General features: G+C 66.6%; 24 protein-coding genes and 1 pseudogene. 15 read left to right on the top strand and 10 right to left on the bottom strand.

What is annotated here, in order from left to right; genetic code table 11:
* Window positions 1-44 precede the first annotated feature (44 nt).
* Window positions 45-1,124: a LacI family DNA-binding transcriptional regulator gene (locus tag C3B78_RS05100; protein WP_104997105.1), complete on the top strand. Its 1,080-nt coding sequence runs from the start codon at window positions 45-47 to the stop codon at window positions 1,122-1,124.
* Here C3B78_RS05100 and C3B78_RS05095 read toward each other — a convergent pair.
* The 4 genes from C3B78_RS05095 to C3B78_RS05080 all read right to left on the bottom strand — a co-directional run bounded on the left by C3B78_RS05095 (window position 1,121) and on the right by C3B78_RS05080 (window position 5,606).
* A complete protein-coding gene (locus C3B78_RS05095; RefSeq protein WP_104997104.1) occupies window positions 1,121-1,750 on the bottom strand; it encodes a class I SAM-dependent methyltransferase in 630 nt (209 codons plus the stop codon). The two genes, C3B78_RS05100 and C3B78_RS05095, sit on opposite strands and share 4 nt — an antisense overlap.
* Window positions 1,751-1,788: 38 nt before the next feature.
* Window positions 1,789-3,060, bottom strand: coding sequence for a S8 family serine peptidase (locus C3B78_RS05090; protein ID WP_104997103.1), 1,272 nt, complete (start codon window positions 3,058-3,060; stop codon window positions 1,789-1,791).
* 73 nt (window positions 3,061-3,133) lie between these two features.
* Entirely contained in the window at window positions 3,134-4,135 is a 1,002-nt protein-coding gene (locus C3B78_RS05085) for a nucleoside hydrolase (protein WP_104997102.1), read from the bottom strand.
* 28 nt (window positions 4,136-4,163) lie between these two features.
* Window positions 4,164-5,606, bottom strand: coding sequence for an MFS transporter (locus tag C3B78_RS05080; RefSeq protein WP_104997101.1), 1,443 nt, complete (start codon window positions 5,604-5,606; stop codon window positions 4,164-4,166).
* Window positions 5,607-5,755: 149 nt separating this feature from the next.
* On the opposite strand from C3B78_RS05080, the gene C3B78_RS05075 reads away from it, so the two are divergent.
* The 9 genes from C3B78_RS05075 (at window position 5,756) to C3B78_RS05035 (ending at window position 12,792) form a co-directional block, all read left to right on the top strand.
* On the top strand, window positions 5,756-6,622 hold the full coding sequence (locus tag C3B78_RS05075) for a ribokinase (protein ID WP_104997100.1): 867 nt from the start codon (window positions 5,756-5,758) through the stop codon (window positions 6,620-6,622).
* 40 nt (window positions 6,623-6,662) lie between these two features.
* On the top strand, window positions 6,663-6,818 hold the full coding sequence (locus C3B78_RS19830; RefSeq protein ID WP_199775434.1) for a hypothetical protein: 156 nt from the start codon (window positions 6,663-6,665) through the stop codon (window positions 6,816-6,818).
* Between the two features lie 26 nt (window positions 6,819-6,844).
* Window positions 6,845-7,210 carry a hypothetical protein gene (locus C3B78_RS05070; protein WP_104997099.1) on the top strand — a complete coding sequence of 122 codons (366 nt, stop codon included), beginning with the start codon at window positions 6,845-6,847 and terminating at the stop codon, window positions 7,208-7,210.
* Between the two features lie 269 nt (window positions 7,211-7,479).
* A complete protein-coding gene (locus C3B78_RS05060) occupies window positions 7,480-8,469 on the top strand; it encodes a 2-keto-3-deoxygluconate permease (protein ID WP_104997097.1) in 990 nt (329 codons plus the stop codon).
* Window positions 8,466-9,665, top strand: coding sequence for a four-carbon acid sugar kinase family protein (locus C3B78_RS05055; protein WP_104997096.1), 1,200 nt, complete (start codon window positions 8,466-8,468; stop codon window positions 9,663-9,665). The genes C3B78_RS05060 and C3B78_RS05055 overlap by 4 nt, the downstream gene beginning before the upstream one ends.
* Window positions 9,665-10,669, top strand: a complete 1,005-nt coding sequence (gene pdxA, locus C3B78_RS05050; protein ID WP_104997095.1) for a 4-hydroxythreonine-4-phosphate dehydrogenase PdxA — start codon at window positions 9,665-9,667, stop codon at window positions 10,667-10,669. Before C3B78_RS05055 ends, pdxA begins: the two co-directional genes overlap by 1 nt.
* A gap of 133 nt (window positions 10,670-10,802) precedes the next feature.
* Window positions 10,803-11,576, top strand: coding sequence for a DeoR/GlpR family DNA-binding transcription regulator (locus C3B78_RS05045; RefSeq protein WP_104997094.1), 774 nt, complete (start codon window positions 10,803-10,805; stop codon window positions 11,574-11,576).
* A 63-nt stretch (window positions 11,577-11,639) separates the two neighbouring features.
* A complete protein-coding gene (locus C3B78_RS05040; RefSeq protein ID WP_104997093.1) occupies window positions 11,640-11,942 on the top strand; it encodes a YciI-like protein in 303 nt (100 codons plus the stop codon).
* A 136-nt stretch (window positions 11,943-12,078) separates the two neighbouring features.
* A complete protein-coding gene (locus C3B78_RS05035) occupies window positions 12,079-12,792 on the top strand; it encodes a hypothetical protein (RefSeq protein WP_158677193.1) in 714 nt (237 codons plus the stop codon).
* Window positions 12,793-12,817: 25 nt separating this feature from the next.
* Here the strand turns inward: C3B78_RS05035 and C3B78_RS05030 are convergent, their stop codons facing one another.
* The 4 genes from C3B78_RS05030 to C3B78_RS05010 form a co-directional block, all read right to left on the bottom strand.
* On the bottom strand, window positions 12,818-15,004 hold the full coding sequence (locus tag C3B78_RS05030; RefSeq protein WP_104997091.1) for a putative bifunctional diguanylate cyclase/phosphodiesterase: 2,187 nt from the start codon (window positions 15,002-15,004) through the stop codon (window positions 12,818-12,820).
* A 215-nt stretch (window positions 15,005-15,219) separates the two neighbouring features.
* Window positions 15,220-15,699, bottom strand: a complete 480-nt coding sequence (locus tag C3B78_RS05020; protein WP_104997090.1) for a nucleoside deaminase — start codon at window positions 15,697-15,699, stop codon at window positions 15,220-15,222.
* A gap of 54 nt (window positions 15,700-15,753) precedes the next feature.
* On the bottom strand, window positions 15,754-16,254 hold the full coding sequence (locus C3B78_RS05015) for an SRPBCC family protein (RefSeq protein ID WP_104997089.1): 501 nt from the start codon (window positions 16,252-16,254) through the stop codon (window positions 15,754-15,756).
* 20 nt (window positions 16,255-16,274) lie between these two features.
* Complete coding sequence (locus tag C3B78_RS05010) at window positions 16,275-17,012, bottom strand: mycothiol-dependent nitroreductase Rv2466c family protein (RefSeq protein ID WP_104997088.1); 738 nt, start codon at window positions 17,010-17,012, stop codon at window positions 16,275-16,277.
* A 303-nt stretch (window positions 17,013-17,315) separates the two neighbouring features.
* On the opposite strand from C3B78_RS05010, the gene C3B78_RS05005 reads away from it, so the two are divergent.
* The gene (locus C3B78_RS05005; protein WP_104997087.1) at window positions 17,316-17,891 is read left to right on the top strand and encodes an HNH endonuclease; all 576 of its coding nucleotides are present in this window, start codon (window positions 17,316-17,318) and stop codon (window positions 17,889-17,891) included.
* A gap of 13 nt (window positions 17,892-17,904) precedes the next feature.
* Here the strand turns inward: C3B78_RS05005 and C3B78_RS05000 are convergent.
* Window positions 17,905-18,018, bottom strand: a pseudogene (locus tag C3B78_RS05000) (2,3-butanediol dehydrogenase); the annotation flags it as partial.
* 210 nt (window positions 18,019-18,228) lie between these two features.
* On the opposite strand from C3B78_RS05000, the gene C3B78_RS04995 reads away from it, so the two are divergent.
* Genes C3B78_RS04995 through C3B78_RS04980 form a run of 4 tightly spaced genes read left to right on the top strand, consistent with a single transcriptional unit; the run spans window position 18,229 to window position 24,959 of the window.
* Entirely contained in the window at window positions 18,229-19,671 is a 1,443-nt protein-coding gene (locus C3B78_RS04995) for a DUF3375 domain-containing protein (protein WP_104997086.1), read from the top strand.
* Window positions 19,668-20,327: a DUF4194 domain-containing protein gene (locus C3B78_RS04990; protein WP_104997085.1), complete on the top strand. Its 660-nt coding sequence runs from the start codon at window positions 19,668-19,670 to the stop codon at window positions 20,325-20,327. The genes C3B78_RS04995 and C3B78_RS04990 overlap by 4 nt, the downstream gene beginning before the upstream one ends.
* Entirely contained in the window at window positions 20,324-23,731 is a 3,408-nt protein-coding gene (locus C3B78_RS04985) for an ATP-binding protein (protein ID WP_104997084.1), read from the top strand. The genes C3B78_RS04990 and C3B78_RS04985 overlap by 4 nt, the downstream gene beginning before the upstream one ends.
* Window positions 23,721-24,959, top strand: coding sequence for a Wadjet anti-phage system protein JetD domain-containing protein (locus C3B78_RS04980; protein ID WP_104997083.1), 1,239 nt, complete (start codon window positions 23,721-23,723; stop codon window positions 24,957-24,959). The genes C3B78_RS04985 and C3B78_RS04980 overlap by 11 nt, the downstream gene beginning before the upstream one ends.
* 177 nt (window positions 24,960-25,136) lie before the next feature.
* On the opposite strand, the gene C3B78_RS04975 is transcribed toward C3B78_RS04980, so the two are convergent.
* On the bottom strand, window positions 25,137-25,769 hold the full coding sequence (locus C3B78_RS04975; RefSeq protein ID WP_104997082.1) for a hypothetical protein: 633 nt from the start codon (window positions 25,767-25,769) through the stop codon (window positions 25,137-25,139).
* Between the last annotated feature and the right edge of the window lie 49 nt (window positions 25,770-25,818).

Genomic DNA, 25,818 nt, shown 5'->3' with positions numbered 1-25,818 from the left:
TGGTTCGGTCCGGGAGGTGCAAGACAGGAGAGAACGTGGCAGGGATGTCGGTTTCCCGTGAGGCGAAGGAGAAGCTAGCGGATGCCCCGCTGCGCCGGAAGCCCACCATCATGGACGTGGCCCAAGCCGCCGGCGTCTCCTTCGGAACGGTCTCGCGGGTACTCAATGACGCGCCGGACGTAAGCGCGGCTACGCGCCAGCGTGTTTTGCAGGTCATCAAGGACATCGGGTACCGCCGGAACCGGGCAGCCACCGCGCTGGTCACCAGCCGGTCGACCTCCATCGGCATCCTCTCTGACGGCTCGCCGCGGTTTGGCCCGGTGGGGACACTGATGGCCCTCGAGAACGTCGCCCGCAAGAAGGGCTACGCCACAACCGTCATCAGCGTCGAACAACCCGACGAAGAGTCCGTGCAGGCAGCCCTGGACACCCTGGACGATACCGGTGTGGGGGGAATCATTGTCATCGCTCCCCTGGTGCAGATGGCCGCGGCCGTCTGGAATGCGTCATTCCGCGTTCCGGTGGAGATGATCGCGGCCGGAGCATCATCCACTCCGAACGTCTTTACGTATTCGGAAAACCAGGAACTCGGGGCGCGGCTGGCCACCCAGCACCTTATCGACCTGGGCCACACGGATATCGCCCACCTCGCCGGCTCCATGGACTGGTTCGACGGACGCGTGCGCAAGCGTGGCTGGGAGGCCGCGCTCCGTGACGCAGGACTAGAACCAGGGTTGTGCCTCGAGGGTGACTGGAGCCCCCGGTGGGCATACGAGACCGGCCTCCGGCTCGTCCGGGAAGAAAAAATCCCCCAGGCCATCTTCGCCGCCAGCGACCACACCGCCCTGGGGGTCATACGCGCCTTCGCCGAAAACGGCGTCCGCGTCCCGGATGATGTCAGCATCGTAGGCTTCGACGATATTGAAGGCTCGGATTACTTCCTGCCACCCCTGACCACCGTGCGCCAAGACTTCACCGCCTTGGCGCTCATGAGCATGGAAGTGCTTCTTGGTGCAATGGAAGGGCGGGACGTGGACCGTACGCCAATCGCACCCACTCTTGTTGTGCGTAACAGCTCCGCCAGCGCTGGCGCCCATAGCAGCAATGTGCCGCATCAGCCTTAGCCGCCACGGATGGCGGTGCCGAGGATGTGGAAGGAGACCGGCGTGCGGGCGCCCGGAAACAGGTACCGGTCCAGGCTCTTGACGGTAAACCCGGCGCGTGCAATGGCCGCAGCGGTGTCGCGGCCCGTGTGGCATCCCCCCGCAACACGGGGCCAGAGGGTGGCATCGAGCACTAGTTGAAGCCGGACGAGACCGGGCGTGTCCGCCCGGACGTGTTCGAGGAAACGCAACCGACCGCCCGGTTTGAGCACACGGCGGATTTCCCGCAGCGCCGCCGTCTGGTCGGCCACCGAGCACAATACGAGCGACACAACCACCGCGTCGGCGCTGCCGTCAGTGCAGGGAAGCCTCTCCGCGAGACCATCAACAACCTCGACCGGTACCGGAGCGTGGCTGGCCGCTTCGCGGGCGAGGCGCCGCAGGTGCGGTTCCGGCTCCACGGCCAGGACACGGGTGACGGCGGGCGGGTAGTGCGGAAAGTTAAGCCCGTCGCCGGCACCTACCTCGACCACCTCGCCGGAGAGGCCGGTGAGCAACTCCTGGCGGCGCTGGTCCATGCCGCCGCGCTCCATCGCCTTACCCACCACCGGGTAGAGCCGCGCGAAGACCCGATGATGGACTGCCATATTGGTCACTCCTGTACCGGGCCTCGCCGGCCGACCCTTTAAACTCCGGGCGCTGTGCCGCCGACGGCCTTGTAGGCGTTCACGCGGCCATGGAACCAGTAGGTACCCGTGCCCGCGATCGGATCAGCAGTCGATTCGATGATGGTCCGGACTGATGCATTGTCGGCGCTGGCATACTTGCCCCGCACCAGCCCGGCCACACCGGCCACGACGGGTGAGGCCATCGACGTGCCGCTGGCTATGTCGTAGCCATGGGCGCGGCCGTTCTGGGCAGCGAGTTGGAAATCCCCGTTGGGGAAGGTCGAGTAAACACTGACACCGGGCGCAGCGACGTCCACCCACTTGCCGTAGGTGGAGAACGACGCCTTGGCGTCCTTGTTGTCCGTCGCCGCGACGGCGATCACGTTTGGATAGGCACCCGGGTAGATCTTGGACTGGGTACCTCCGTTGCCGGCCGCCGCGACGATCACAGCACCCGCCGTCCAGGCGTCATTGACCGCAGCTTCGAGGGTCCGTGATGAAACGCGCTGGCCCAGGCTCATGTTGATGACTTGGGCTTTTAGGGTGACGGCCCAGGCGATGCCGTTGGCAATGCTTGAGGTGGAACCGGAGCCGCTGTCGTTCAGGACCTTGCCGTCCAGGATCCTGCAGCCCGGGCACACCCCCGTGACACCAACCGCGTCCTTGGTGGCAGCGATAATGCCCGCCACGTGGGTGCCGTGGCCGTACTTGTCTTCACCGGTTGCCGCGGTACTGAAGTTTTTGCGGGCATCAACCTTGACTGCGATGTCCGGATTGTCACCGGCCACGCCCGTATCGAGCACAGCCACCCTGATGCCGGCACCGATCGTTTCGCCCCCGCCCCACGCTTCGACCGCGTCCACATCGGCGTCGGGTTTCCCCGGGGCTACGTATGTGGTTTCACGCGTATTCCAAAAGCCCTGGCCCGTGTTCTGCAAAGCGTACTGGCGGGGGACGTAGTCGACGCTGGAGTTATCAGTAGCGACGGTGGCCACCTGGTCGGCCTCGGCATACTCGACGGCCCGGTTCCGGCTGAGGGCTGCGATGAGCTGCAGTTCCTTACCGGCCGGTACCTTGATGAGGCGGGCCCCGGTGCTGCCAACCCCGGGACCGTCGCTGAGGCCGTGCTGGCGCAGCACGCCAGCCGCCGCACCGTTGTCCCTGAATTTAACGAGGATCTGCCCCGGGACGTGCGTCGGCTGGCCGGCTGCGTTGCCCGGGACCGCGAAGGTGAGAGCGCCAAACCCCATGATGAGCGCCGCGAAACCCGCGACAACAGTTCTTTTCATGTGCCTATCTTGCGGCAACCTTCGCTGGCTGGATAGATACCGGCCAAAAAAGTCTTCGGACAGCCCAGGCCACCTACCCGGCGGAGGTGAGTGCCGCCGTAGTGCTTTCCGAACCTGCGCCGAAGGGGAAGCCAAGCAGCGTCTCCACCAGGTGCGCAGCGAAGTCCTCCTCCAGCGACAGGACCACCCGGCACCGCGCGCCCTTCACCTCCGGGTACCCCGCGTACAGCCCGCGCAGGTCGCAGACGGTCTGGCCGCGGGAGGGCCCGTCGGAGGTGTCGACGGCGGCACGCACCACGGGTGCCAGGGCAGGCTTAACAGCACCAACAGCGAGCGCCGCCGCCAGCGGATCGTGCATCGCGGAGCAGGGCCGGCCGTAGATGCCCTCGTAGAACCGGAAGTAGTAGCCCAGCATCTCCCCCAGCGCCCGCGGCACCGGCGCGGAAGACGCCAGCAGCGCCTGCCGGTGCGGCTCCTCCAGCACCGAGGCCATGGTCACGTCCAGCGGCACCAGGGTGACATCCCACTCCGCGGCCAGCACTATGGCGGCGGCCTCGGGGTCGTGCCAGATGTTAGCCTCCGCCACGGGCGTGATGTTCCCCGGCGCCAGCGCGGCCCCGCCCATCACCGTCACCGACTCCACCAGGGACGGCAGCGCAGGCTCCAGCCGCAAAGCCTCGGCGATGTTGGTCAGCGGGCCGATCGCCAGCACGCGCAGCGCACCCGGATGGGAACGCGCCAGCCGCACCAGCATCTCCGCCGCGGACTCCGCCGCAAGCGGAGCGGCGGAAGGCGCCAGGGAAACCTCCCCGATCCCGTTCTCCCCGTGCACCCACGGCGCCCCGCCGGCAAACGAGCCAACAAGCGGGTCGTGTGCGCCAAGAGCCACAGGCACATCAGCGGCACCGGCGAGCGCCAGCAGGTCCAGGGTGTTGCGGGCGCCCGCGGCGGCACTGACGTTGCCGCTGACGGTCCCGATCCCCACCACCTCGGCCGTGGGGGAGGCGAGGAGGTAGGCCAGGGCGAGGGCGTCGTCGATGCCGGTATCGCAGTCCAGGTAAATGGGGGCAGTCACAAGAGATTCCTTCGAAAGGGGTAAGGGGTCAGACCGTCTCGCCCTTGGGGGCGGAGACGAAGAGGCTGGTGATGAACGCGGCGGCGGTGATGCCCACGGAAATCCAGAGGGCGGTGGCGTAGCCGGCGGCCGTGGCCTGGGCGGCGAACGGCGCCACGAGGACGACGCCGAGGCTCGCCCCGATGCCGAACGAGGCGCCGTTGATGCCGGGCAGCGCGGCCGGGGCCTCCTTGGGTGAGAGCAGCACCGAGAGCCCGTTGATGGCGGTGAGGAAGAAGCCGTTGTAGAAGATGCCCAGGGCCGCGACGGCGACCAGCACAGCCACCTGGCTGTCCGAAAACGCGGCGGCAGTGACGGCGCAGGCGAGGCTCAGCCCCGTGCCAAACCGGAGGGTCCTGATCCAGCCGCGGCGGTCGGCCAGCCATCCGGCCAGGGGCGCGGCGAACACGCCGATCAGCGCGGCGGGGGTGAGGAACAGCAACGCCGAGATGGAGGCACTGAGCCCGAAGCCGCCGTCGGGATCCTGGCTGAGCAGCACCACGGTGAAGTTGATGATGGCGAAGATGCCGGCGAGGGTGAGGACGGTGGTGGCGATGACCGGCCACACCTGGCGGGAGCGCAGGTGGTGGACGGCGATCAGCGGGTGGCTGCGGCGCTTCTCGATCATCCAGAACGCGGCGAAGGTCGCCACGGTGCCGGCCAGCAGGGCCAGCGTGGACGGCGCGGTCCAGCCGGCGGCGGATCCGCCGGAGACGAAGTAGGTGGTGAACACCAGGAACAGCGAGAGGGATCCTGCGCCCCACCAGTCCATGGCGCCGCGCACGCCCTGGGGACGTCCGGCCGGGACGATTCTGATGATGCAGGCGGCTGCGATGGCGGTCAGGACGAGCACGACGACGAAGATGGACCGGAAGCCGAGGGTCTCGGCCATGAGCCCGCCCACGTAGCCGTCCACGCCGCCCACTCCCCCGTTGATGGCGGCGATGATGCCCACGGAGGTGCCGAAGACTTTCGCGTGCAGGTTTTCGCTGAGCACGATGTAGGCGAGGGCGAAGACGGCGCTGGAGACGCCCTGCAGGAACCGGCCCGTGACCAGCAGTTCCAGCGTAGGGGCGGTGATGCAGAGGATGGTGCCGGCGCCCATGATGCCCAGGACCAGGAGCAGGGCGGCGCGGCGGCCGATGAAGTCGCTCCAGCGGCCGATGACCGGCCCGGCGATGGCGCCGGCCAGGAAGAACATGGACTGGACGGGGGCGGCGCTGTCCGCGCCCTGGCCGAATTCGGCGGCGATCTGCGGCAGCGCCGGGGTGACCATGCTGGCGTTGAGCTGGAAGGACAGCACGCCCAGCAGCAGGGTGGAGATCAGCAGAGCGGCGCGGCGGCCGGCGGCTTTCGGCGGGTCCGCGGGAGGTACGACGGCGGCGCCGCCCTGGGCGGGAGGCGCGGCTGCGGCGGGGGTTGGGGTGTTCACATCAAACTCCTTTGTTCGAGCAGAAGGGATTCGTCTTTCATGGCGATTCGAGTTGTTATACAACCATGTATGACTCACAAGTACAACCATGCGCTACACTTTTTTCAAACCCCGGCCGCTTCCGGCCCTCCCCCTGAGAGAGTTTTCCCATGAACACAACACGACCTGCCGTCACCGTGGTCGGCAGCATCAACCTGGACCTGATCGCCACCGCCGAACGGCTTCCCACCGCGGGCGAGACCATCGGCGGCGCCGTGCTCTCCGAGCAGCCCGGCGGCAAGGGCGCCAACCAGGCCGCGGCAGCGGCGCGGCTGGGCGGCAGCGCGCGCATGGTCGGCGCCGTGGGCAGTGACGCCCAGGGGCAGCGGATGCTGGACGCCCTGGCGGGTGCCGGCGTCGACACCGCCGGCGTGGCCGTCCTTCCGGGGGCCACCGGGACGGCGCTGATCGTGGTGGACCGCGAGGGCGAGAACCAGATCGTGGTGTGCCCGGGCGCAAACTCGCAGCTGTCGCTGGACGGGGTGGAGTTCGGCCCGGAGGAAACGGTGCTGTGCCAGCTGGAAGTGGGCCTGCCGGTGGTGCTGGAGGCCGCCCGGAAGACTCCCGGGTACTTCGTCCTGAACGCCGCTCCGGCCATGGACACGCCGGCGGAACTGCTGGAGCGCTGCGACCTGGTGATCGTCAACGAGAGCGAATACGCCCTGATCCCGGCCCTCGCCTCGGCGAAGCTGGTGGCCGTGACGTACGGCGCGGACGGCTCGGCGATGTTCGAGCACGGCCGGAAGGTGGCCGAGGCTCCTTCCGTTGCGGTCACGGTGGCGAACACCGTGGGTGCGGGGGACGCGTTCTGCGCCGCCCTGGTCCTGGCGCTGCGCCAGGGGTTGGACTATTCGCGGGCGCTGGCCGTGGCGAACGCGGTGGGCGGGGACGCCGTGGGCGATCCCTCGTCGCAGCCGGATTTGGCACGGCTGGGCTACTACGTGGAGAGGACTGCCGCGGCCGGCGGCGCGCGGTGAGCGTCGCACTTCGGCGGGCGGCATCACCAGCGCCACCTTCATGGAACGGGCGCACGCCCTCTACGAATCGCTGGGCTTCCGGCGGGCGCCCGAGCGGGACTGGTACGTGCCGGGCGAGGACGTGCTGCTGTGGGTGTTCACGCTCCAGCTCACGGAGGCTACGGCCCCTCTTCGCGGGATTCAGCCCTCCCGTTAACGGCGGCTACGTCCGTAAAATGGACCATGGTGGTAATTTTCTCCGCGATCGGGATCCTGTTGTGGATTGCCGTCCTGTTCGCCGCGATGGTCCTGTGCGGCATCATCTGGACGGGCTGCAAGCTGATTCTCTGGGCGATGGACCTGAAACCCCTGCCCGCCGGGCCTGGAGCCCGGCCAAAAGCGCTGGCCAGGCCCGCCGTCGGCAGCGGACGGAGCGTGCAGCGCGCGCCCTTCCCGCCCGTAGTCGCCCGCGTCCAGGACCGGCCGCGGGCGCAAGCACAGCCTGAATCCGGAGTCTGGCCAAAATGGAGCCCGTCGCACAGGCTCTACAAGGCCCGCGAGCTGTCCCTCTGGCAGGAGCAGTTCGACGCCTTGGACTCCCGCGGCTAGGGGTCCCGTCTTCAGCCAGCCGGTTTCCCGGCGGATCCTCCGGCTCGGCCTCTGCGCCGGAGGACGAGCCGTGCGGTGACGGCAGCGATGAGGCCGGCGAGGGTCACCGCCGTCACCGGACAATGCTTCCTGGAGCCCTGCGGGATCTTCTTGCGCACTTCGCGCATGCAGGGTTGCGCTAAACGCGCATCAGACTCTATGATCCTTATCATGGTCGAAGCCGGGCGGTTCTCGATCCCCCTCTCCCCCGACAACAATGAGGTTGCAACATGCATGTCCCGATCAAGGCCACCATGGAAAAAGTTCCTGGCGGCATGATGCTGGTCCCCCTTCTCATCGGCGCCCTCCTGGCCACCTTCGCGCCGGACTCCGCCAAGTTTTTCGGTTCGTTCACGGGGGCCCTCTTCACCGGCGGCACCACCATCCTGGCCGTGTTCTATGTCTGCATGGGTGCAAGCATCGACATCAAGGCCACCCCTTACATCCTGAAAAAGGGCGGCGTCCTTTTTGGCGCCAAGGTCCTGTTCGCGGTCATCATCGGCATCATTGCCGGCAGGTTCATGAGCGAACTACCCATTGAGGGCGGGCTGCTTGCAGGCTTGTCCGTCCTCGCCATCCTGGCAGCCCTCAATGACACCAACGGCGGCCTGTACATGGCGCTCATGGGTCAGTACGGCAAGCCGAAGGACGTTGCCGCCTACTCCGTCATGACGCTCGAATCCGGTCCCTTCCTGACCATGCTGACGCTGGGCGTGGCAGGCCTGTCGGCCTTCCCGTGGCAGGCCCTGGTGGGCGCCATCATCCCCCTGCTCCTTGGCGTCCTGCTGGGCACGCTTGACCCGGCCATGCGGAAGTTCCTGTCCTCCGCTGCCCCCGTCCTTATTCCGTTCTTCGCCCTGGCCCTGGGCTTCGGCCTGAACCTCGAAAAGGTACTTAGCGCCGGCCTGCTGGGCATCGCGCTTGGCCTGTTTGTGCTGATCGTCGGCGGCGCTGTGCTCTTCTTCGCGGACAAGCTGAGCGGAGGCACCGGCCTGGCCGGTCTCGCCGCTGCCACCACCGCAGGCAACGCCGCAACTGTCCCCATGCTGGTGGCTGCGGCCAACCCTGCGTACCTTCCCGCCGCCGGACCCGCCACCGTCCTGGTTGCCGCTTCCGTCGTCGTGACCGCCATCGGCTGCCCCATCATGGTTGCCTGGTACGCCAAGCGCCTCAAGGCCAAGGAAGGCGCGGCAGCTCCTGAGGTTGCACACGCAGTATGAGCACCAACACCACCACGCGCTGGGCAATCATCGCCGACGACCTGACGGGGGCGGCAGATGCTGCCGCGGCCTACGGCCCCACGCACACCAGCTCCGTAATGCTCGACGTCGGCAGCACCTGGCCGGAGGCGGAGATCCTTTCGATCAACACAGAGAGCCGCTACCTGGCGGCGGAGGAGGCGGCCGCGGCCGTCACTTCCGCCGTCGGGCGTGCCCTGGAGCAGGACCGGCGGGTCTTCAAGAAGATCGACTCGCTGCTTCGCGGCAATGTGGGCGCGGAGGTCGCGGCAGCACTGGCACGGCTCGCCCGCGGCGGCAAGGGCCTGGCCATCGTGGCTCCGGCCTTTCCCGCCACGGGAAGGACCACACTGGGCGGCATTGTCCACGTGGGCGGCAGGCAGAACACCGAAGGCCGCTTCGGCGGCGACGTCGGCGGCGCACTTGCCGCGGGCGGCCTCACCGTCGAGGTGGTGGCCGGACCTTCCGGACGCACGCCGGAGGAACTGGCGGCGCACCTGCGAGACGTGCAGGAACGCGGGATTGACGCCGTCGTACTGGACGCCTCCTCGGATGAGGACCTGCAAGCCATCGCGGCCGCCGCGGACCTGCTGGACTTCCCCGCGCTCCTGGTGGGCTCCGGCGGGCTGGCGGCGCACATCGCTTCGCGCGAAGAAGGATCTGCGCGAAATGCGCAAGTGCGACGCGTCAGCAGGACCCTGACGGTGATCGGCAGCTACTCCAGCCTTGCGCGGCAGCAAACCGAGGCACTGGTGGCCGCCGGCGCCGAGCACATCACGCTGGACCACCACGCGCTGGAGGGGCCAGCGGTGGCCCGCCTCGTCGCAGAGGCAATGACGCGGAATGACGTGGTGCTGACGCCGGACCCGATGGGGACGGTGGACAAGTCACAGGCGCTTGTGGTGGCGGAGGCCCTGGCCCGCGCCACGGCGGCGGGCATCGGGCACTGCGACGCCCTCGTCATGACGGGCGGCGAAACGGCCACGGCAGTTCTAAAGGCCCTCGGCGCGGGCAGCTTCACCGTCCTCGGTGAGATCGAGCCCGGCGTCGTGATGAGCCTGCTGCCCGAGCCCCTCCCCCTGCTGGTCACCAAGGCCGGCGCGTTCGGGGACGCCGGTACGCTGGCCCGGACCATCCAATTTCTCACTGGCACTACAACTGAAATGAGTATCAAATAATGGGACGCCCGATTGTTGCCATCACCATGGGCGATGCGGCCGGCATTGGCCCGGAAATCATCGTCAAGGCGCTGGCGGACAGCGAACTGCGGTCAAAGGCGCGCATGCTGGTGATCGGCGACCTCCGCCGGATGCAGCTCGCCGCGGACATCGTCTCCAGCCCGCTGACCCTGCGCAAGGTCGCCGAACCGTCGGAGGCATTGTTCGCCGAAGGCACCATCGACGTTCTGGACATCGACTGCATTCCGGAGGACCTCGCGTGGGGTGAGCTCTCCGCCGCGGCCGGCCACGGTTCGTTCCTCTTCATCGAGAAGGCCGTTGCCCTGGCAATGGACCGCCAGGTGGATGCCATCTGCACCGGGCCGCTGAACAAGGCAGCCCTCCACGCCGCCGGCCACAAGTACCCCGGCCACACCGAACTCCTCGCCGAACTGACCGGCACCGAGGAAGTCTCCATGATGCTGACCGCCCCCAAGATGCGCGTCATCCACGTCACCACCCACATCGGCCTGATCGATGCGATTGCCAAAATCAACGGCGACCTGGTCTACCGGACCATCAAGCGCGGCTACGAACTGCTGCAGGCCTCGGGGATCGAAAACCCGCGGATCGCGGTGTGCGCCATCAACCCGCACGCGGGCGAGAACGGCCTGTTCGGCTACGGCGAAGAGGCGGAGAAGATCCAGCCGGGCATCGAGAAGGCGCAGGCGGAAGGAATCGACGCCTTCGGCCCGCTCCCGGCCGACACCCTGTTCTTCCTCGCCGGCCGCGGCGACTTCGACCTGGTGGTGGCCCAGTACCACGACCAGGGCCACGGCCCGGTGAAGGTCCTTGGCCTGGAGAACGGCGTGAACATCACCGTGGGCCTGCCCGTGGTGCGCACGTCCGTGGACCACGGCACGGCCTTCGACATCGCGGGCAAGAACATCGCGGACCATGAGTCCCTGCTTGAAGCACTGCGGCAGGCAGTGGACCTCGCGCCGGCACGCGAGGAAGCCCCCTAAGCACCCGTAAGAGACAAACGGCCGGTCAGCGTAGAATTGCTGACCGGCCGTTGTCGAGTGGTTCCGGTGCTGCGGGGAGTTTCAGGCGGCCGGACCTAGCATGGTTACGACTGCCACGGGAAGGAGACCGGGAATGCTGAGCGCAAACGCGCGGCGCGAGGAGATCTACCACCTCGCCGTGACCACCGGGCTGGCCTCCGTGGAGGAACTCTCCGCCCGGTTTGAGGTGACCGCCTCCACCATCCGCCGCGACCTGGCGCTGCTGAACGGGCAGGGCCGGCTGGCCCGCACCTACGGGGGCGCCATGGCCCTGGGCGCGCACCCCGAGGCCTCGCTGCGGCAGCGCACCGGCGAGGCGTTCGAGCAGAAGCACGCCATTGCCCGGTGGGCGGCGGCCGTGATCCGGCCCGGAGAGAACATCCTGCTCGACGCCGGCTCCACCGTGGGTGCACTTGCGCACGAACTGCGCGGGTTCGACAAGCTCTCCGTCACCACGCCGGGCATCAACACCCTGCAGGAACTGGCCGACTCGGAGGGCATCGAGGTGGACTGCCTGGGCGGCCGGTTGCGCACCGTTTCGCAGAGTTTCGTCGGGCCCCTGGCCGAGGCGGCGCTGGAGCGGATGAGCTTCGACCGGGTGTTCCTGGGCGCCGACGCCGTCACCGCCGAGGACGGCATCTGCGAAGCCGACCACGCCCAGACCCGACTCAAGGAGCTCATGGCGAGACGCGGCCGGGAAGTCTACGTCCTGGCCGATTCCTCCAAGCTCGGCCTGCGGCCGTTCCACGCCTGGGTGCGGCTGGCACTTCCCTGGACCCTGGTGACGGACGACGGCGCCGACCCCGGGCAGGTGCAGAAATTCCGGGACGCGGGGGTTGCTGTTGAGGTGGCCGCCGTTTCGGGCTAGGTCACGGCGGGTACGCTACCTTCTACAACGAGTGAAATCCCTGAATGAAATGGACGGACACCCATGCACGCCGTGCTCGAATACGCCTACGAGGACAACTACCTCCAGACCCGCGAAAAATACCGCGCAGACCACCTCAAGGCGGCGTGGGAAGCAGCGGAACGGGGTGACCTTCTGCTGGGTGGAGCCGTTGGGGAAGGACCCTTCACTGGGTTGCTGATCTTCACAGGCGAGAACGCCCTCGAGGCCGCAAGGGCATTTGCAGGTGCCGATCCGTACGTGACCGCCGGCGTCGTGACATCGTGGACCGCCCGCCCGTGGACAACTGTGGTGGGAACAGAGGCGGCCACGCCCGTCCGCCCCTGAGCCCCATCAACCCCGCCGCACGGGGCGAGGGTGGTGCAGAGCGTGGTGTCCCGGAGGGTGCCCGCTGCTGTCAGTTGCCCGCCGGCAATGGGCCCATGTACGGCTGCTCAGGCGGAACCTACAATGAGCCATGCCCATGACCGGCCGAGCTGTCTCTATTGCGGTACTGCTCGCCGTCGAGGCAGGACTGGCCCTGTTGGCTGTGCCGGTCCATCAGGGCTTCATGGCGGTGTACGGCGACGTCACCGCTACCGCCTTCGAGGGGCTCACCTGGGGGTTGACGGCCGGTCCTTCCGGCATGGCGCTCGGTCTGGTCGCGCTGGTTGCCGTGGCCGTCCTGGTGCCCTCGTCACGGCTATGGATGAGGCTGACGGCCGCGGCCATCCCGGTAGTTGTGCTGCTCGTGATGCTCGCTGTCACGCCCCTGGCCTTGGGGCAGAAGATCGGGAAGTACCACTCCTCTCCGCAGTGCGTGACCGAGGGTACGGATGAGCCCATGGCCAGTGCAGACCGCGAGTCCCAGCGGGCGTTCGATTCCATCGCGCACATCGGCCTATACAGCGGTAGCGGCATGAGTGGTGTCGGCGGGTGTACACGCTGGTTGGTGCTCCCAGAAAACGTCGATGTGTTGCAGCACTACCGTGCGGCGTTGCCGGAGGCGGGCTGGGAAGTGGTCGAGGATGACGGACGCCACCTGCGGGCCCATCATGATGGCTTGGCGTTCGTGGTGATGCCCTGCCCTGGCGGCGGCGCCGTCTGGGCAGGAAGCGAGGACGACCCCGCATTCGGACAAGGTACGCCTGGGCTGGCGGGCACCGAAATTTGTCCGCACGGAATGCCCACGATGTAGAGGGCAATCAGCAGGGCGGTCGCGGCTAGGACAGCGGTTCTGCGGGCTGCATGTCCGTTAGCCGGGCCGTGAGTCCGGTGAGCTCGGAGATGGTTGCCGGCCGGGAGTAGAAATACCCCTGGGCGTGGGTGCATCCGAGGCGCCGCAGGTGATCGCGCTGGGCGTCAGTTTCGACGCCTTCGGCCGTGGTGGCCAGCCCGAGTGCGTGGGCCAGCCCGACGACGGCGCCGACGATGGCGGTGTCCTCGGCGTCGATGCCAAGGCCGGCCACGAAGGACCTGTCGATCTTGACCACATCCACCGGGAACCGCTTCAGGTTGGTGAGCGAGGAATAGCCCGTGCCGAAGTCATCCAGCGCGATCCGGATGCCCATGGCCCGCAGCTTCCGGACGGTAGAGATGTTGGTGCTGTTGCTGTCCAGCAGGGCGGACTCGGTGATCTCAACGCACAGGGCGCTGGGCGGAAGCCCGGCGTCGCGAAGGGCACGCGCCACGGCGTTCACCATGCCGGGGCTGCTGAGTTCAACGGCGCTGACGTTGACAGATATGTGCTGCGGAGCGCGTCCGGGATCTTTGCGCTGCCATGCCGCCACCTGGCGGCAGGCTTCGGGGATCATCCAGCGGCCCAGCGGAATGATTAATCCGGTCGTTTCCGCCACGTCCAGGAACTCGGCCGGCGCCAGCAGGCCCCGGCCCGGATGGTCCCAGCGCACGAGCGCCTCCACGGAGGCAAGGCCCCCGTCAGCCAGGCCAATGACGGGCTGGAAGAGGACGCGCAGTTGGCCGTTTTCAATTCCCTGCCGCAGTTCCTTCTCGGTGCGCAGCCGGCTGTCACGGATGGCGCGCAGGTTCCTGTCGTAGACCACGTACCGCCCCCGGCCCGCTTCCTTGGCCCGGTACATGGCGATGTCGGCGTTTTGCAGCAGGTCGGCCGCGGTGCTGTCCCGGCCGGCCAGCGCGATGCCGATGCTGGCGCTGGTCCGGAAGACGTCCCGGCCGATTTCGTACGGGCTTTCCAGCCCGTCCAGCAGGCGTCGGGCCACGGCTTCTGCCGCGGCGCGGTCCGGGAGGCCTTCGCAGAGCACCACGAATTCGTCTCCTGCCAGGCGAGCCACGGTATCGTCCTCACGCCCCAGTAAGCGCAGCCGCCGGCCTACTTCGATCAGGAGGAGGTCGCCGGCAGCATGTCCCAGGGTGTCGTTGACGGCCTTGAACCCGTCCACGTCCACGAAGAACACGGCCACCTGCCCGCTGCTGCGCTGTGTCCGGGCCAGGCCATGGCTGATCCTGTCCATCAGCAGCACCCGGTTGGGCAGGCCCGTCAGGCCGTCGTGCATGGCCTGCCGGGTGAGCAGCTGTTCAGTTTCGCGGCGGCCCGTGATGTCCTCGAACTGGGCAACCAAGTACAGGGGCACGCCATGGTCATCGGCCACCACCGCGCTTGTCATCGAGGTCCAGACGATGTCCCCGCCCGCCTGGAAGAAACGCCGGGAATCGGTGTACTCGGTGACTTCCCCGGCCACCATCTGTACCAGCCGGCGCTGGGCCGCGGACCGGTCCTCCGGCACCATGAAATCCAGGACACTGCCGGACTCCACTTCCGTGGGCGTGCGTCCCAGGAGGGCGTAAAAGGCGGAGTTGGCCCGCAGCACCTTGCCTGCATCTCCGGGGTCCAGGCTGAGCAGCGCGATGCCGATCGGGGCGTGCTCAAAGGCAAGCCGGAAGCGTTTCTCACTGAGTTCAAGCTCGGCGGCGCCCTGCCGGCGCACAGCATTCAGCTCCGCTTCGGCTTCTAGTTCCGCCAGGCGCTGCCGCTCGATCAGGTCCTCGAAAATCACCGGTCCCGCCAGCATGGATGCGTACGCCCGGCGCAGCGTCCAGTAGTAGAGGCCCACTCCCGCCGTCGTCACCTCCCACAACGCGTCATGCCAGGAGATGCCCTCCCTGGAGGCGTGGCCCTCGGGGACGTCCAGCCCCAGGAAAGGCAGCAGCGGATGGACAGCGTGCAGGCCGTGCCCCACGGAGCAGGTAAAGAAGATCGCCGCCGTTGCAGTTCCCAGCCGGTTCCGGCGCACCTGCCCGGACCGGGCCAAGGGCACAATGATGGCCACCGAAATCGCCAGGTAGGAGACGGCCACCACCGTATTTGCCGCCGACGAGAGCCACCACCAGTCCACCCGCATCCCCCTGCGCCCTGTCCGGAACACACGCATATCGGGGTTCCGTGAATCATTTGATCTTGGATGGCCGGCAGCTTTTCGTCAACATCCTCCAGGAACTCGCCGGTTCCGAGGGTACCGGGGCGGGCTTCCTGGCCGGCCGGGAGGTCTCCGTCCTGGCGAACTCATCCAAGCCCGGCCTGCGGCCGTTCCACGTCTGGCGGGCGCTGCCCCGTACGCTGGCAACGGACGACGGCGCCGGCCCGGGGCTACTCGGCGATGTCCTCGGCCCACAGGCCGGGGTTCTCGGTCTGGAAGGTGCGCATCATGTCCACGCAGCGCTGATCATCCAGGACCACCACCTCCACCCCGCGTGACCGCAAGAGTTCCAATTCGCCGTCGAACGTGCGTGCCTCCCCCACCACCACGCGGGGGATCTTGAACTGGATGATGGTCCCGGCGCACATGGCACACGGGGCCAGGGTGGTGTAGAGCGTGGTGTCCCGGTAGCTCCGCTGCCGGCCGGCGGCGCGGAGCGCGGACATTTCCCCGTGCGCGATCGGGTCGTCCTGTTGGACGCGTTCGTTGTGCCCGCTCGCGATCACCACGCCGTCCCGGGCGAGCGCCGCCCCGATGGGGATGCCGCCTTCGGCCAGGCCTTTTTGGGCGGCCTGGTAGGCGGCTTCGAAGGCGGGGAGGTCGGTGCTGCCCGCTTCCGGCGCGGCGGACCTGTGCTGCTCGTGGGTCATGGCGCCATTGTTGCACGCGGCTACGTCCCTTTCGGTGGTGCAGCAGTTCCAGTCCTAGGACCTGACTTCCTCGTTTGCAGCGACGGACTCGGCAATCCGCTTGATTGCTGCGAGCGTTTTCGGAATGCCGTCCAGCGCCTGCCGGGTGCGGTCGGCGATCTGGGCGTCAGCGTCAGCACCGTACTTCTCCCCGAACATGGCTATCCCCTCCGGCAGGAATTCCCAGGACTCGCTCAGGACGGTTCCGTCGCCTGCCGGGGTGAGGGCGAAGCCCCAGCGGACAAACCTGCCGCCCACCACCCAGGCGAACTCGCGGCCGCGCTCGGCAGCCACCACCTGCGAGCGGGTCTCCCAGGACCGGTGCGGGAGCTCGTTACGGCCGGTGAACCAGGCACCGGGCTGGCCGGCACTGTCCTCGTCGTCCCACCAGCACCGCGTGCAAACCGGGCTCCACTCACCGGTGCGGGTGATGTCGGAGACCAGGTCGTACAGCGCCTCTGCCGATGCCTTGACCGTGACCGACTCCTGGTGGTGGCGGATGCTGTTCTGGTTCATGGGTCCATCCTTACAGACAGTCACTTCTTCTGCCGCCGGCTGCCGCCGTGCCAGTCCTCCTGCTGACCGACCGTACCGGAGCTGACCCCGAAGGCAGGAAGCTGCGGCTGCTCCCGCAGGCTTCGCTTGAGCTCCGCGAAACCAGGGAACCGTGCCAGCCCCACCACGTGGTCCCACAGCTCGGCTGCCGACTGGTCGTCCGGCAGCCGGCTGATCACCGGCCCGAAGAAGGTCACACCGGCAGGCGGTTCGAAGTGGATGATGGGCGTGCCCACGTCCTTGCCCGTCAGCCCCAGCGCCTCATCCGTCTCCTGCCGGATCCCGCAGTCCCAGGAGTCGTCGTCGAGAGCCGCCGCAAGCTCCCGGGGCAGGCCGGCCTGGACCAGGACCGGCTCCACGAATTCACGCGTCCCCCGTTCCTCACGCACTTCGGCCTCGCTGCGCTGGCCGGCCGTGTCCGGGGCAGCTTCGAAGATGTGGGTCCCGAACGCCTCGTACAACCGGGCGATCGACTCGCGGCCATGCTCAGCACGTGCCCGGGCCGCCACCCGCAGGAGCCGGAGCCCGGCCGTGTGTCCGGCCTCGTACTCAGGCGGGAACTGCGCGTCATAGTCAACGTGGGCGTTGATAAGGCGCAACGAAATAAACCGCCAGTCCACGGTGTACTCGCGCTGCGCCTGCACCTGCCGCACCCACTTGCTTGTCATCCAGGCGAAAGGGCAGACCGGGTCGAAATAGAAGTTGATGTCGGCATCCACGCGTCCACCCTTGCACCTGTTAGTGACCTGCGTCTAATCGCCACGGGACGTCCTTTTGTACGCGGCCGAGCAAAACCCCGCAAGCCCCTGGTCACGGGTCCTCCACCGGGGTGCTGACCTTCCCGGGCGAGACGCACTGGAGGCCGGGGCCGGGAGCCACGTTCGTCTCCTCCCGCCAAGAGTGGACGCGGACCTCGGCAAAAACTGAGCTAAACCTGGGACACCGCCCGGCGTCCGGCCTATAGGATTCCCTAGTCATCCGGGGCCACGCGCCTCCGGCGAACTGAAAATTGGGGGTAATCAATGCCGGAACTCGGCCGCATCTACTGGACCCGGCAGGGGCTTCGCCTGGCGTACTCGGCGGTGATGGTTTGGCTCGCTGTCGCGGTGATGTCAGGGCTCATGTCGAAGACAGCACCGGCTGTCGGAGTTGGGCCGTCCGCCGCCGCAGGGGTTCTGCGCGGCATGGTGGAGAACGTCGTCGCCGCGGTTGCGCTCCCGGGCGTGGCCGCCGTCGTCCTGGGTATTGCCGCTGCCGTCATCACCCGCCGGGACGTCCGGCGCCGGGATCCGGTGCGCCGTTTCACGCGCCAGCAGCGACGTGAAGGGATGGTCCGGGCCGGCGGTGTGTGCGAACTGGAAGCCGGCTTCGGGCGCCGCTGTGGCCGACCGGCCGAGCACGGCGACCACTTCTATCCGTGGTCCAAGGGCGGTTCCACCAGCCTGCAGAACTTTGTTGCGGCCTGCGCCAGGTGCAACCGCGCCAAGCGTGCCAGAATCCCGTCGCCGGGCCAGCAACAACGGATGGAACGACGACGGCGGGAGTACCAGCCGCCGTCGGCCTCCCTCAGCGTGGGCGAACGGCAGCCCCTGCCCTGACGCCCGCCAGCACCTAAGGGTGCACCAGCGCCTTCACCGCCGTGTCCTTGTGCTTGATCAGGGTGTCGTACCCCTGCTCCATCAGGTCCTCGAGCGCGATCCGGCCGGTGATGAACGGCTTGAGGTCCGTGGCGGGGCCCCACATGGACAGGTTGCCAAATGGAGCAACACGAGGCATCGGAATAGCGGCGGCTACCGGGCACTGCAAAGTGCCAGAGCGTTCGTCGAAACCTGACTTTAAGTGATGGAGCGTCTGAGCTGGAACGGTGGGTGAACAATGTCGTAGCCATCGCCTAGAGTGATTTCGACGACGAGATGCACCAAACATGGGACCCCAATGGACTTCTACGCCATCAATTCCCTGCGGGAGAACCATGCAGGGTGGTCACTGCTCCGTGCCCAAAACGCGCCCCTGGCATTGACGTTTTTCATGGCCGCCTTCACGGGTCCAAACCAGCGCAACCTGGGCCGGCAGGAGCTGATCGACGTCCTGGATGACGTGCTGTTCGGACTCCGGGACAGAGAAGGCGAAGACAGGTTCCCCCGTCCCGCAGGTGAATACCTTGATGACTGGGCGGCCGACGAGCGCCAATGGCTAAGGAAGTACTACGTCCCCGGCGAGGACGAACCCCATTACGATCTCACCGCGGCCGCGGAGGACGTCGTCCGCTGGGTGGAGAACCTCCGCGGGCGGGACTTCGTCGCAACCCAATCCAGGCTCACCAGCATCTTCGCGGTCCTGAAGCAGCTGGTGCAGCAGTCCGAGACGGACCCGGAGGTGCGGCTCGCAGAGCTGCAGCGCCAGCGGGACGGGATCGACGCCGAGATGCAGCGGATCCGCGAGGGCAACATCCGCGTTATGACCGGCCCGGAAGCATTGGACCACTTCCAGCAGCTCACGGCCCTGGCCAAGGACCTGCTCTCCGATTTCCGCGAGGTGGAGCAGAATTTCCGCAAGCTGGACCGGCAGGTGCGCGAGCAGATCGCCACCTGGGACGGCACCCAGGGCGAGCTACTGGAGTCCATTTTCGACAACCAGCAGGACATCAGCAGCTCCCTCCAGGGGCGCACGTTCCAGGGGTTCTGGGACTACCTGATGTCACCCCAGCTCCGCACCGAGCTGCAGGACCTGCTTCAGCGAGCCACCCGGATCGAAGCCCTGGCCAACGCGGACAGCCTGAACGCGCTGGCCAACCTCCACCAGGACTGGCTTCCCGCCGTTGAACAGACCCAAGCCACGGTCCGCCAGCTTTCCCAGCAGATGCGCCGGCTCCTGGACGACAAGGTATTCCTTGAGAATAAACGCATCATGCAGCTGATCCGCCGCATAGAATCCGGCGCATTGGGCACCCGGGAGGCACCGCCGTCGGGCGCTTTCATGCAAATTGACGCGCCATCCGTGGACGTGGTGCTGCCCTTCGAGCGGCCCCTTTATGAGCCCAGCCGCAAAGTGCTGGTGGACGACGCCGTCGAAACGGCCGACGACGCGGACGTGGACGCCTCGGCCCTGTTCGGCCAGTTCTTCGTGGACAAGGAACGCCTGCGGGTCAACATTGACGCCGTGCTGGCCGAGGCGGAGCAGGCCACCCTGGCCGACATCACCGCAGCGTACCCCCTCTCGCAGGGACTGGCGGAGGTGGTGGCCTACTACCAACTGGCCACCGAATCGGACTGGGCCACCATCAACCCGGAGCAGTCCCAGCGCCTGTCCTGGCAGCTGCCGGACGGCTCCATCCGCGAAGCCACCATCGAACAGATCATCTTCGGAAGGCCGGCATGAACGTCCCCGCCACAGCTGACACTGAAACCCGCACGCCGGAGGAGCTTCCCGCTGTCGTCACCCGGCTCTTCAAGGGCGTGTTGTACGCGGAGAACGAAGAGAAGCTGTGGCAGTCCCTGCTGGGCCTGACCTCGCACGTACGCGACTACGTCTCGGTGCTTGGCCTGGACCTGGTCCTGGACGAGTCCGAGGGCTACGCGTTCCTGAGGTCCAAGGATGATCCGGACGCCGCTCTCCCCCGGCTCATCGCCCGCCGCTCCCTGACCTTCAACGTCAGCCTGCTGCTGGCCCTGCTCCGCCGGCGCATGATGGAGTTCGACATCAACAGCAGCGAGGTCCGGCTCATCATGAGCGAGCAGGAGATCGCGGACATGGTCTCGGTGTTCTTGCCTGAATCCAGCAACGAGGCCCGGGTCCTGGACCGGCTGGGGGCTGACATCAAGAAGGTGGTGGAGCTCGGCTTCCTGCGCAAGCTCAAAGGGCAGACGGACACGTACGAGGTGGCACGGATCCTGAAGGCGTACGTGGATGCACAGTGGCTGGAAGAGTTCGACGCGCGGCTGGCTGACTACCGCGCCACGCTCGCCGGTGAGCCGGCCGCCGGCCCACGCGAACCAGGGCACGGGACGGCATCAGAAATCGGGGAGGACCTGTGACGGCGGAACTGGCCACGGACTTGCAGGACAGCCTCTTCAGTCTGGATGAAACAGCTGCCGACGGCGGCACTCCCCCGGGCTTCCGGCTGCACCGCCTGGAGTTGCTCAACTGGGGCACCTTCCATCAGGGGGTGCGCACGTTCCGACTGGACGGGGCGAACAGCCTGCTCACCGGCGACATCGGTTCGGGGAAGTCCACGGTGGTGGATGCGATCACCACACTGCTGCTTCCGGCGCACAAAATCGAGTACAACAAGGCCGCAGGGGCGCAGAAGAAGGAGCGCTCCCTCATGTCGTACGTCCGGGGGTTCCACAAGAGCGCCCGGAGCGCCGGTGGAGAGTACTCCAAGCCGGTACCTTTGCGCGCCACCGGCCAGCTAACGGTGGTGCTGGGCGTCTTCCACAACGCCGTGCTCGGCAAGTGGGTCACGCTGGGCATCACGTTGTGGGCTACTCAGGAGGCAGGGCAGCCCAACCGGTTCTACTCGCTCGCGGAAGCGGACCAGTCCATCGCTGCCGACTTCAGCAATTTCGGCCAGGACCCGCTGAAGCTGAAGAAGAAGCTACGCGCCGCCGGTGTGTCGGTCCAGGATTCCTTCGATCCGTACGCAGCGGCCTTCAAGCGCCAGTTCGGGATCAGCGGCAACCAGGCCATGGAGCTGTTCCACCGCACGGTGTCCATGAAGCAGGTGGAGAACATCACCTCGTTCGTCCGCGGCAACATGCTGGAGGAGGATGACGTCGCCACCCGCATCACCAACCTGATCCACCACTTCGACGACCTAAAAAAAGCCCACGACGCCGTCCTCCGGGCCAAGGACCAGATCGCCCTGCTGACACCCATCACGGAGGGCGCCGCACTCCATGCCGCGCTGACAGCCGACGATGAGCTGGCGCGCAAACAACGCGACCAGCTGCATCCGTGGTTCACGGACCGAAAACTGCAGCTGAGCCTGGAGCACCAGGCCGAGCTGGATCGCACCGGGGTGCGGCTGCAGGAGGATTCGGACCGGCTGACCCGTGAGATCAAGCAGCTGCGCCTGGTCCTGGCCGGGGTGGAGGATGACATCCGCACCAACGGCGGCGGACGGCTCGCCGCGATTGACGCCGAACTTGCCGCTTTGGCTGCCAAGTCGGCCGAGCAGAAACAGCGGTTCGAGGCCTACTCGGCCGCGGCATCGGACCTTGGCCTGCAGGCCCCCGAGGACCGTGTCCTCTTCGACGCGAACCGGGCGGGGCTCGCCGGGGTGGAACGGGACTTGGCGGCGCGCTCCGAGGCGCTCCATGAAACGCGCACCACCCTGTCCATACAGCAGGCAGGCCTCACCACCAGGTCCGGGGAGATCAAAGCCGAGCTCACCAGCCTGCAGGCCCGGCGCAACCTGATTCCGCTCCCCCAGCTGGATATCCGCCGGAGGCTCTGCGAAGGCATCGGGATCACGGACAGCGATCTGCCCTACGTGGGCGAACTGCTCAAGGTCCGCGAAGGCGAGGCCGCATGGGAGGGCGCCGCTGAGCGGACCCTCCACGGGTTTGCCCTCTCGCTCCTGGTCCCCGCGGAGCACTACGCCGCTGTCAGCAGCTGGGTGGACGCGAACAACCTGCGCGGCCGGTTGGCGTACCTGAGGATGGGCGAGTCCTACACGCCCACGGCCGCCGAGCCGGGCACGCTGGCGGCGAAGATCGCCATCAAGCAGGGCACCCCGTTCCGGGACTTCCTACAGGACGAGCTCAGCAGCCGGTTTGACTACTTCTGTTGCGAGAACATGGCCGACTTCCGCCGGTACCCCAAGGCGTTGACTGCCAACGGTCAGCTCAAAGGCGGGCGCGGCCGGCATGAGAAGGACGACCGCAAGGACCTGGCGGACCGGCGCAACTACGTGCTGGGCTGGGACAACCATGACAAGATCGCCGGGTTCCGCGCCGATCTGGATGGGGTACAGGGCCAGCTGAAGGTTGTGGCCGGGCAGCTTGACCGTGTCAACGGTGAGATGGGGTCTCTGGGCCGGCACAACCGGCAGCTCGGTGTGGTGGGTTCCGTCACGGAATTCGGTGAGATCAGCTGGCAGGCGACGGCCCGCACCATCGAGGATCTGAAGGCGGAAAAGCGGGCCTTGGAAACCACCAGCGACGTCCTGCAACAGCTCATGGGCACGAAGGAAGAAATCTCCCGGCGACTCGAACAAACTGAATCTCGAGCCGAAAAGAACCAACGCAACATCGGGACTAACCAGGGCGCCGCTAGAGACATCGCCGAGGCAATTGAGGAGTGCCGGGCCGTCCTGGTTGACACGCCGATGACTGACGACACGGGGGTGCTGGCCGCCGTCGAACGCCTCACCGCAACAACGCTGGGGGACAAACCGCTCACCTATAAGAACACTGCCGCTGTGGAAAGCACTGTGCGGAACGGGCTGACGGACACCATCGACGCGCTGTCGAAGAGGATCGCCCGTGCAGCGGAGAGCACCGTCACTAAGATGGCGGACTTCCGCAACAAGTACCCGAACGAAACCACCGACGTCGACGCCTCTTTGGAGGCCGCGGCGGACTACAACCGGCTGCTGGAGCAGCTGGTGGGCAACGACCTGCCCCGGTTCGAGAACCAGTTCAAGGACCTGCTGAACCAAAACACCATCCGCGAGGTGGTGGCGTTCAATGCGTTCCTGGACAGCCGTCGGCAGAACATCATTGACCGGATCGGCGAGATCAACCAGTCCCTGGCCGGTATTCCGTACAACACGGGCCGGCACATCCAGCTGGAGCACCAGGCCACGTCGGACCAGGACGTGCGGGAGTTCGGCAGCGACCTGCGGGCGTGCTCGGAGGGGACCATCGGCGGGACCGATCAGTACTCCGAGCAGAAGTACCTGCAGGTGGAGCGGCTTATTGACAGGTTCCGCGGCCGGGAAGGACTGACTGACCTCGACCGGAAATGGACGGCGAAGGTGACCGACGTGCGGAACTGGTTCACATTCTCGGCGTCGGAGAAGTGGACGGAGACCGGCGAGGAATACGAGCACTTCACGGATTCGGGCGGCAAGTCCGGCGGTCAGAAGGAGAAGCTGGCGTACACCATCCTGGCGGCGGCCCTGGCGTTCCAGTTCGGGCTGGGGTCCGGCAAGGGAGCGGGCAGGAATGCCGGCAGCGGCAGGAGCTTCCGGTTCGTGGTGATTGACGAGGCGTTCGGTCGGGGCTCGGACGAGTCCGCCAGGTACGGGCTGGAGCTGTTCCAGCGGATGAAGCTGCAGCTGCTGATCGTCACACCCCTGCAGAAGATCCACGTGATCGAGCCGTTTGTCTCGCATGTGGGTTTCGTGGCCAACACCAGCGGTGACGATTCCCAATTGCGTAACATGACCATCCAGGAGTACCGCGAGGAGAAGGACCGGCGTGGCCGCTAAGGCGTGGACCACGCTGGCGGACCTGAGGGCCCTGTCGCTGAAGGCGTGGGGCAGCGGTTCACTCCTCCGGGAGCTGCTGGAGCCCAGCGGACTGTACCCCCGCCGTCGTCCGTTGAAGCGTCCGACGGCGGCAGAACTACTCAGCGATTACGAGACGGTCCGCGCGTGGGCAGCTGAGCTTTTTTCCGGGGCAGGTGCCTACTCTTTGGAGACGGTGGAGTCCGGGCGGCGGACTGTGGGGGCCAATTCCGTTCCCGCCGCGGCTGTATTTGCCACTGTTGAGGACGAGATCGGCTTTGTTGGGAAGGCGCGGGAGGTCGGCGTCTTCCGGTCTCTGACCGAGGGCCTGGCCGGACTGGATCCTCAGCTGGTGGACTGGGCAGCGAGGCGGCCGCTGAAGCTCCTCGAACTGGGCCCGGCGGCCGTGACTGCGGCGCGTATAGCTTTGTGGCTGCGGGACAACCCGGCGCCCGGTATCTACGTCCGCCAGTTGGGCCTGCCCGGGGTGCACACGAAGTTCATCGAGCGGCACCAGCAGGTTATTGACCAAATGCTGGCCACCGTCGAGCCTTCTTCCCGCGACCAGGAAATGTCCGCAGGTGACGACGAGCTGGAGTCCCCGGATCATGATGCGGGGCTCGAAGACAGCGCAGGAAGGACACCTGCGGCGAGATTCGCACGACGGCACGGGTTCCTGCACCCTCCGGAGTTAGTGAGGTTTCGTCTGTTGGATCCTGAAATTGACCAGTTCGGTGGGGCGCGGGACATTACATTGACAGCCGAAGCGTTCGGCGGGTTGCGGCTGCCCGTGGATACCGTCATCGCAACGGAAAACCAGGTCAATTTCCTGGCGCTCCCCGACCGCCCAGGGACGCTGGCACTTTTTGGGGGCGGGTACGGATTCTCTTCCCTGCGGGACGCCGCCTGGCTCCGTGACTGCCGGGTCCTCTACTGGGGCGACATTGACACCCACGGCTTCCGGATCCTCGACCAGCTCCGGGCCGTCCATCCGCACGTGGAGAGTGTACTAATGGATGAGAGAACCCTGCTTGCACACAGGGATGCTTGGGGCAAGGAAGAATCGCCCTCGCGGGCGGCGCTTGCTAGGCTGACGGCGGCAGAAGCGGCGCTATACGAGTCGCTGGGGAACAGCACCTATGGCTCGAATATTCGTCTGGAGCAGGAACTGATCAACTGGTGCTGGGCGCTCGAAGAGCTGGAGGCCTGAAGTCCGTATCCCAGCTACCGGGCCAGGCCGAGAAAGACAGCGAGCGACTGCTCAACAGCCACCATCGTTTTTGAATCAATCCGCCCTATCCTGTGTCCGGGATTGAACGCTTCGAGGTGCTCAAACGTGTTCGCTGTTAAGCCGACGACGGCTGCTCTTCATGCGGAGTGTCGGCATCTATCCTGCGAACGCGAAGTCGACGGTGATTCCGGGATCAACGCTTGCGATGAGCCCGGAGTAGAAAACCTTGGCCTGCTCCTTCAGCGCTGCTTCGTTTTGGGAGATGTACTTCTGCTTGTTCTCGTCACTGAGGATGTTGTTGACCATGCGAGTTTCAACTGCTGGCGTTGCCAGCCAGCCAAGCGCGTTGTTGCTCTCGAGGGGGTCCTCGAACGTGGGCTTGTCGAAGCCGATGCCAATGAATTGAGGAATGGTCAACCGATAGGACTTTGGACCGGTGGGTTCGATCGTCACCTGTGCCCCATCGATGCCCAATTTCGCGTCGAATTGATACTGGATCAGGGTCGTTTTCTCGCTCGCGGGTATGGCCACACCGAAAATCTCTCCATTGCTTTCGTGCCTCGAGATACCCTCCATGTGAAGGCTGAGCAGGGCGACCTCTTGCAAGCGCGTAACAGACTGAACCACCTGCGAATCGCGTTCGTGCGAGCTGCTGGTGAACATCGAACTGAGTACGCGCGCGTTAAGTGCACCGGATGCGAATGCGGCGCCTGTTCCCGCAACAACCAGCACGATGATCAGCAGAACAGGCCAAAGCCGGAACCGCGCTCTGAACAACTTTATAAGCATGAGTCTCCATTTTCATTTGACGTCGAAACGCCCTGGGGTGGTCACAGTA

Origin of the sequence: Arthrobacter sp. PGP41 (assembly GCF_002953935.1) — a bacterium.
Classification (GTDB): Bacteria; Actinomycetota; Actinomycetes; order Actinomycetales; family Micrococcaceae; genus Arthrobacter.
This window is presented reverse-complemented; position numbering and strand designations above follow the sequence as displayed.

Coding starts and splice junctions, on each gene's coding strand:
- C3B78_RS04975 (WP_104997082.1), bottom strand. CDS start 25,769: ATGCTTATAAAGTTGTTCAGAGCGCGGTTCCGGCTTTGGCCTGTTCTG.
- C3B78_RS05095 (WP_104997104.1), bottom strand. CDS start 1,750: ATGGCAGTCCATCATCGGGTCTTCGCGCGGCTCTACCCGGTGGTGGGT.
- C3B78_RS05045 (WP_104997094.1), top strand. CDS start 10,803: ATGCTGAGCGCAAACGCGCGGCGCGAGGAGATCTACCACCTCGCCGTG.
- C3B78_RS05005 (WP_104997087.1), top strand. CDS start 17,316: ATGCCGGAACTCGGCCGCATCTACTGGACCCGGCAGGGGCTTCGCCTG.
- C3B78_RS05090 (WP_104997103.1), bottom strand. CDS start 3,060: ATGAAAAGAACTGTTGTCGCGGGTTTCGCGGCGCTCATCATGGGGTTT.
- C3B78_RS04990 (WP_104997085.1), top strand. CDS start 19,668: ATGAACGTCCCCGCCACAGCTGACACTGAAACCCGCACGCCGGAGGAG.
- C3B78_RS05035 (WP_158677193.1), top strand. CDS start 12,079: ATGACCGGCCGAGCTGTCTCTATTGCGGTACTGCTCGCCGTCGAGGCA.
- C3B78_RS05030 (WP_104997091.1), bottom strand. CDS start 15,004: ATGCGTGTGTTCCGGACAGGGCGCAGGGGGATGCGGGTGGACTGGTGG.
- C3B78_RS05100 (WP_104997105.1), top strand. CDS start 45: ATGTCGGTTTCCCGTGAGGCGAAGGAGAAGCTAGCGGATGCCCCGCTG.
- C3B78_RS19830 (WP_199775434.1), top strand. CDS start 6,663: ATGGAACGGGCGCACGCCCTCTACGAATCGCTGGGCTTCCGGCGGGCG.
- C3B78_RS05070 (WP_104997099.1), top strand. CDS start 6,845: ATGGTGGTAATTTTCTCCGCGATCGGGATCCTGTTGTGGATTGCCGTC.
- C3B78_RS05020 (WP_104997090.1), bottom strand. CDS start 15,699: ATGACCCACGAGCAGCACAGGTCCGCCGCGCCGGAAGCGGGCAGCACC.
- C3B78_RS05060 (WP_104997097.1), top strand. CDS start 7,480: ATGCATGTCCCGATCAAGGCCACCATGGAAAAAGTTCCTGGCGGCATG.
- C3B78_RS05075 (WP_104997100.1), top strand. CDS start 5,756: ATGAACACAACACGACCTGCCGTCACCGTGGTCGGCAGCATCAACCTG.
- C3B78_RS04995 (WP_104997086.1), top strand. CDS start 18,229: ATGGACTTCTACGCCATCAATTCCCTGCGGGAGAACCATGCAGGGTGG.
- C3B78_RS05055 (WP_104997096.1), top strand. CDS start 8,466: ATGAGCACCAACACCACCACGCGCTGGGCAATCATCGCCGACGACCTG.
- pdxA (WP_104997095.1), top strand. CDS start 9,665: ATGGGACGCCCGATTGTTGCCATCACCATGGGCGATGCGGCCGGCATT.
- C3B78_RS05015 (WP_104997089.1), bottom strand. CDS start 16,254: ATGAACCAGAACAGCATCCGCCACCACCAGGAGTCGGTCACGGTCAAG.
- C3B78_RS05040 (WP_104997093.1), top strand. CDS start 11,640: ATGCACGCCGTGCTCGAATACGCCTACGAGGACAACTACCTCCAGACC.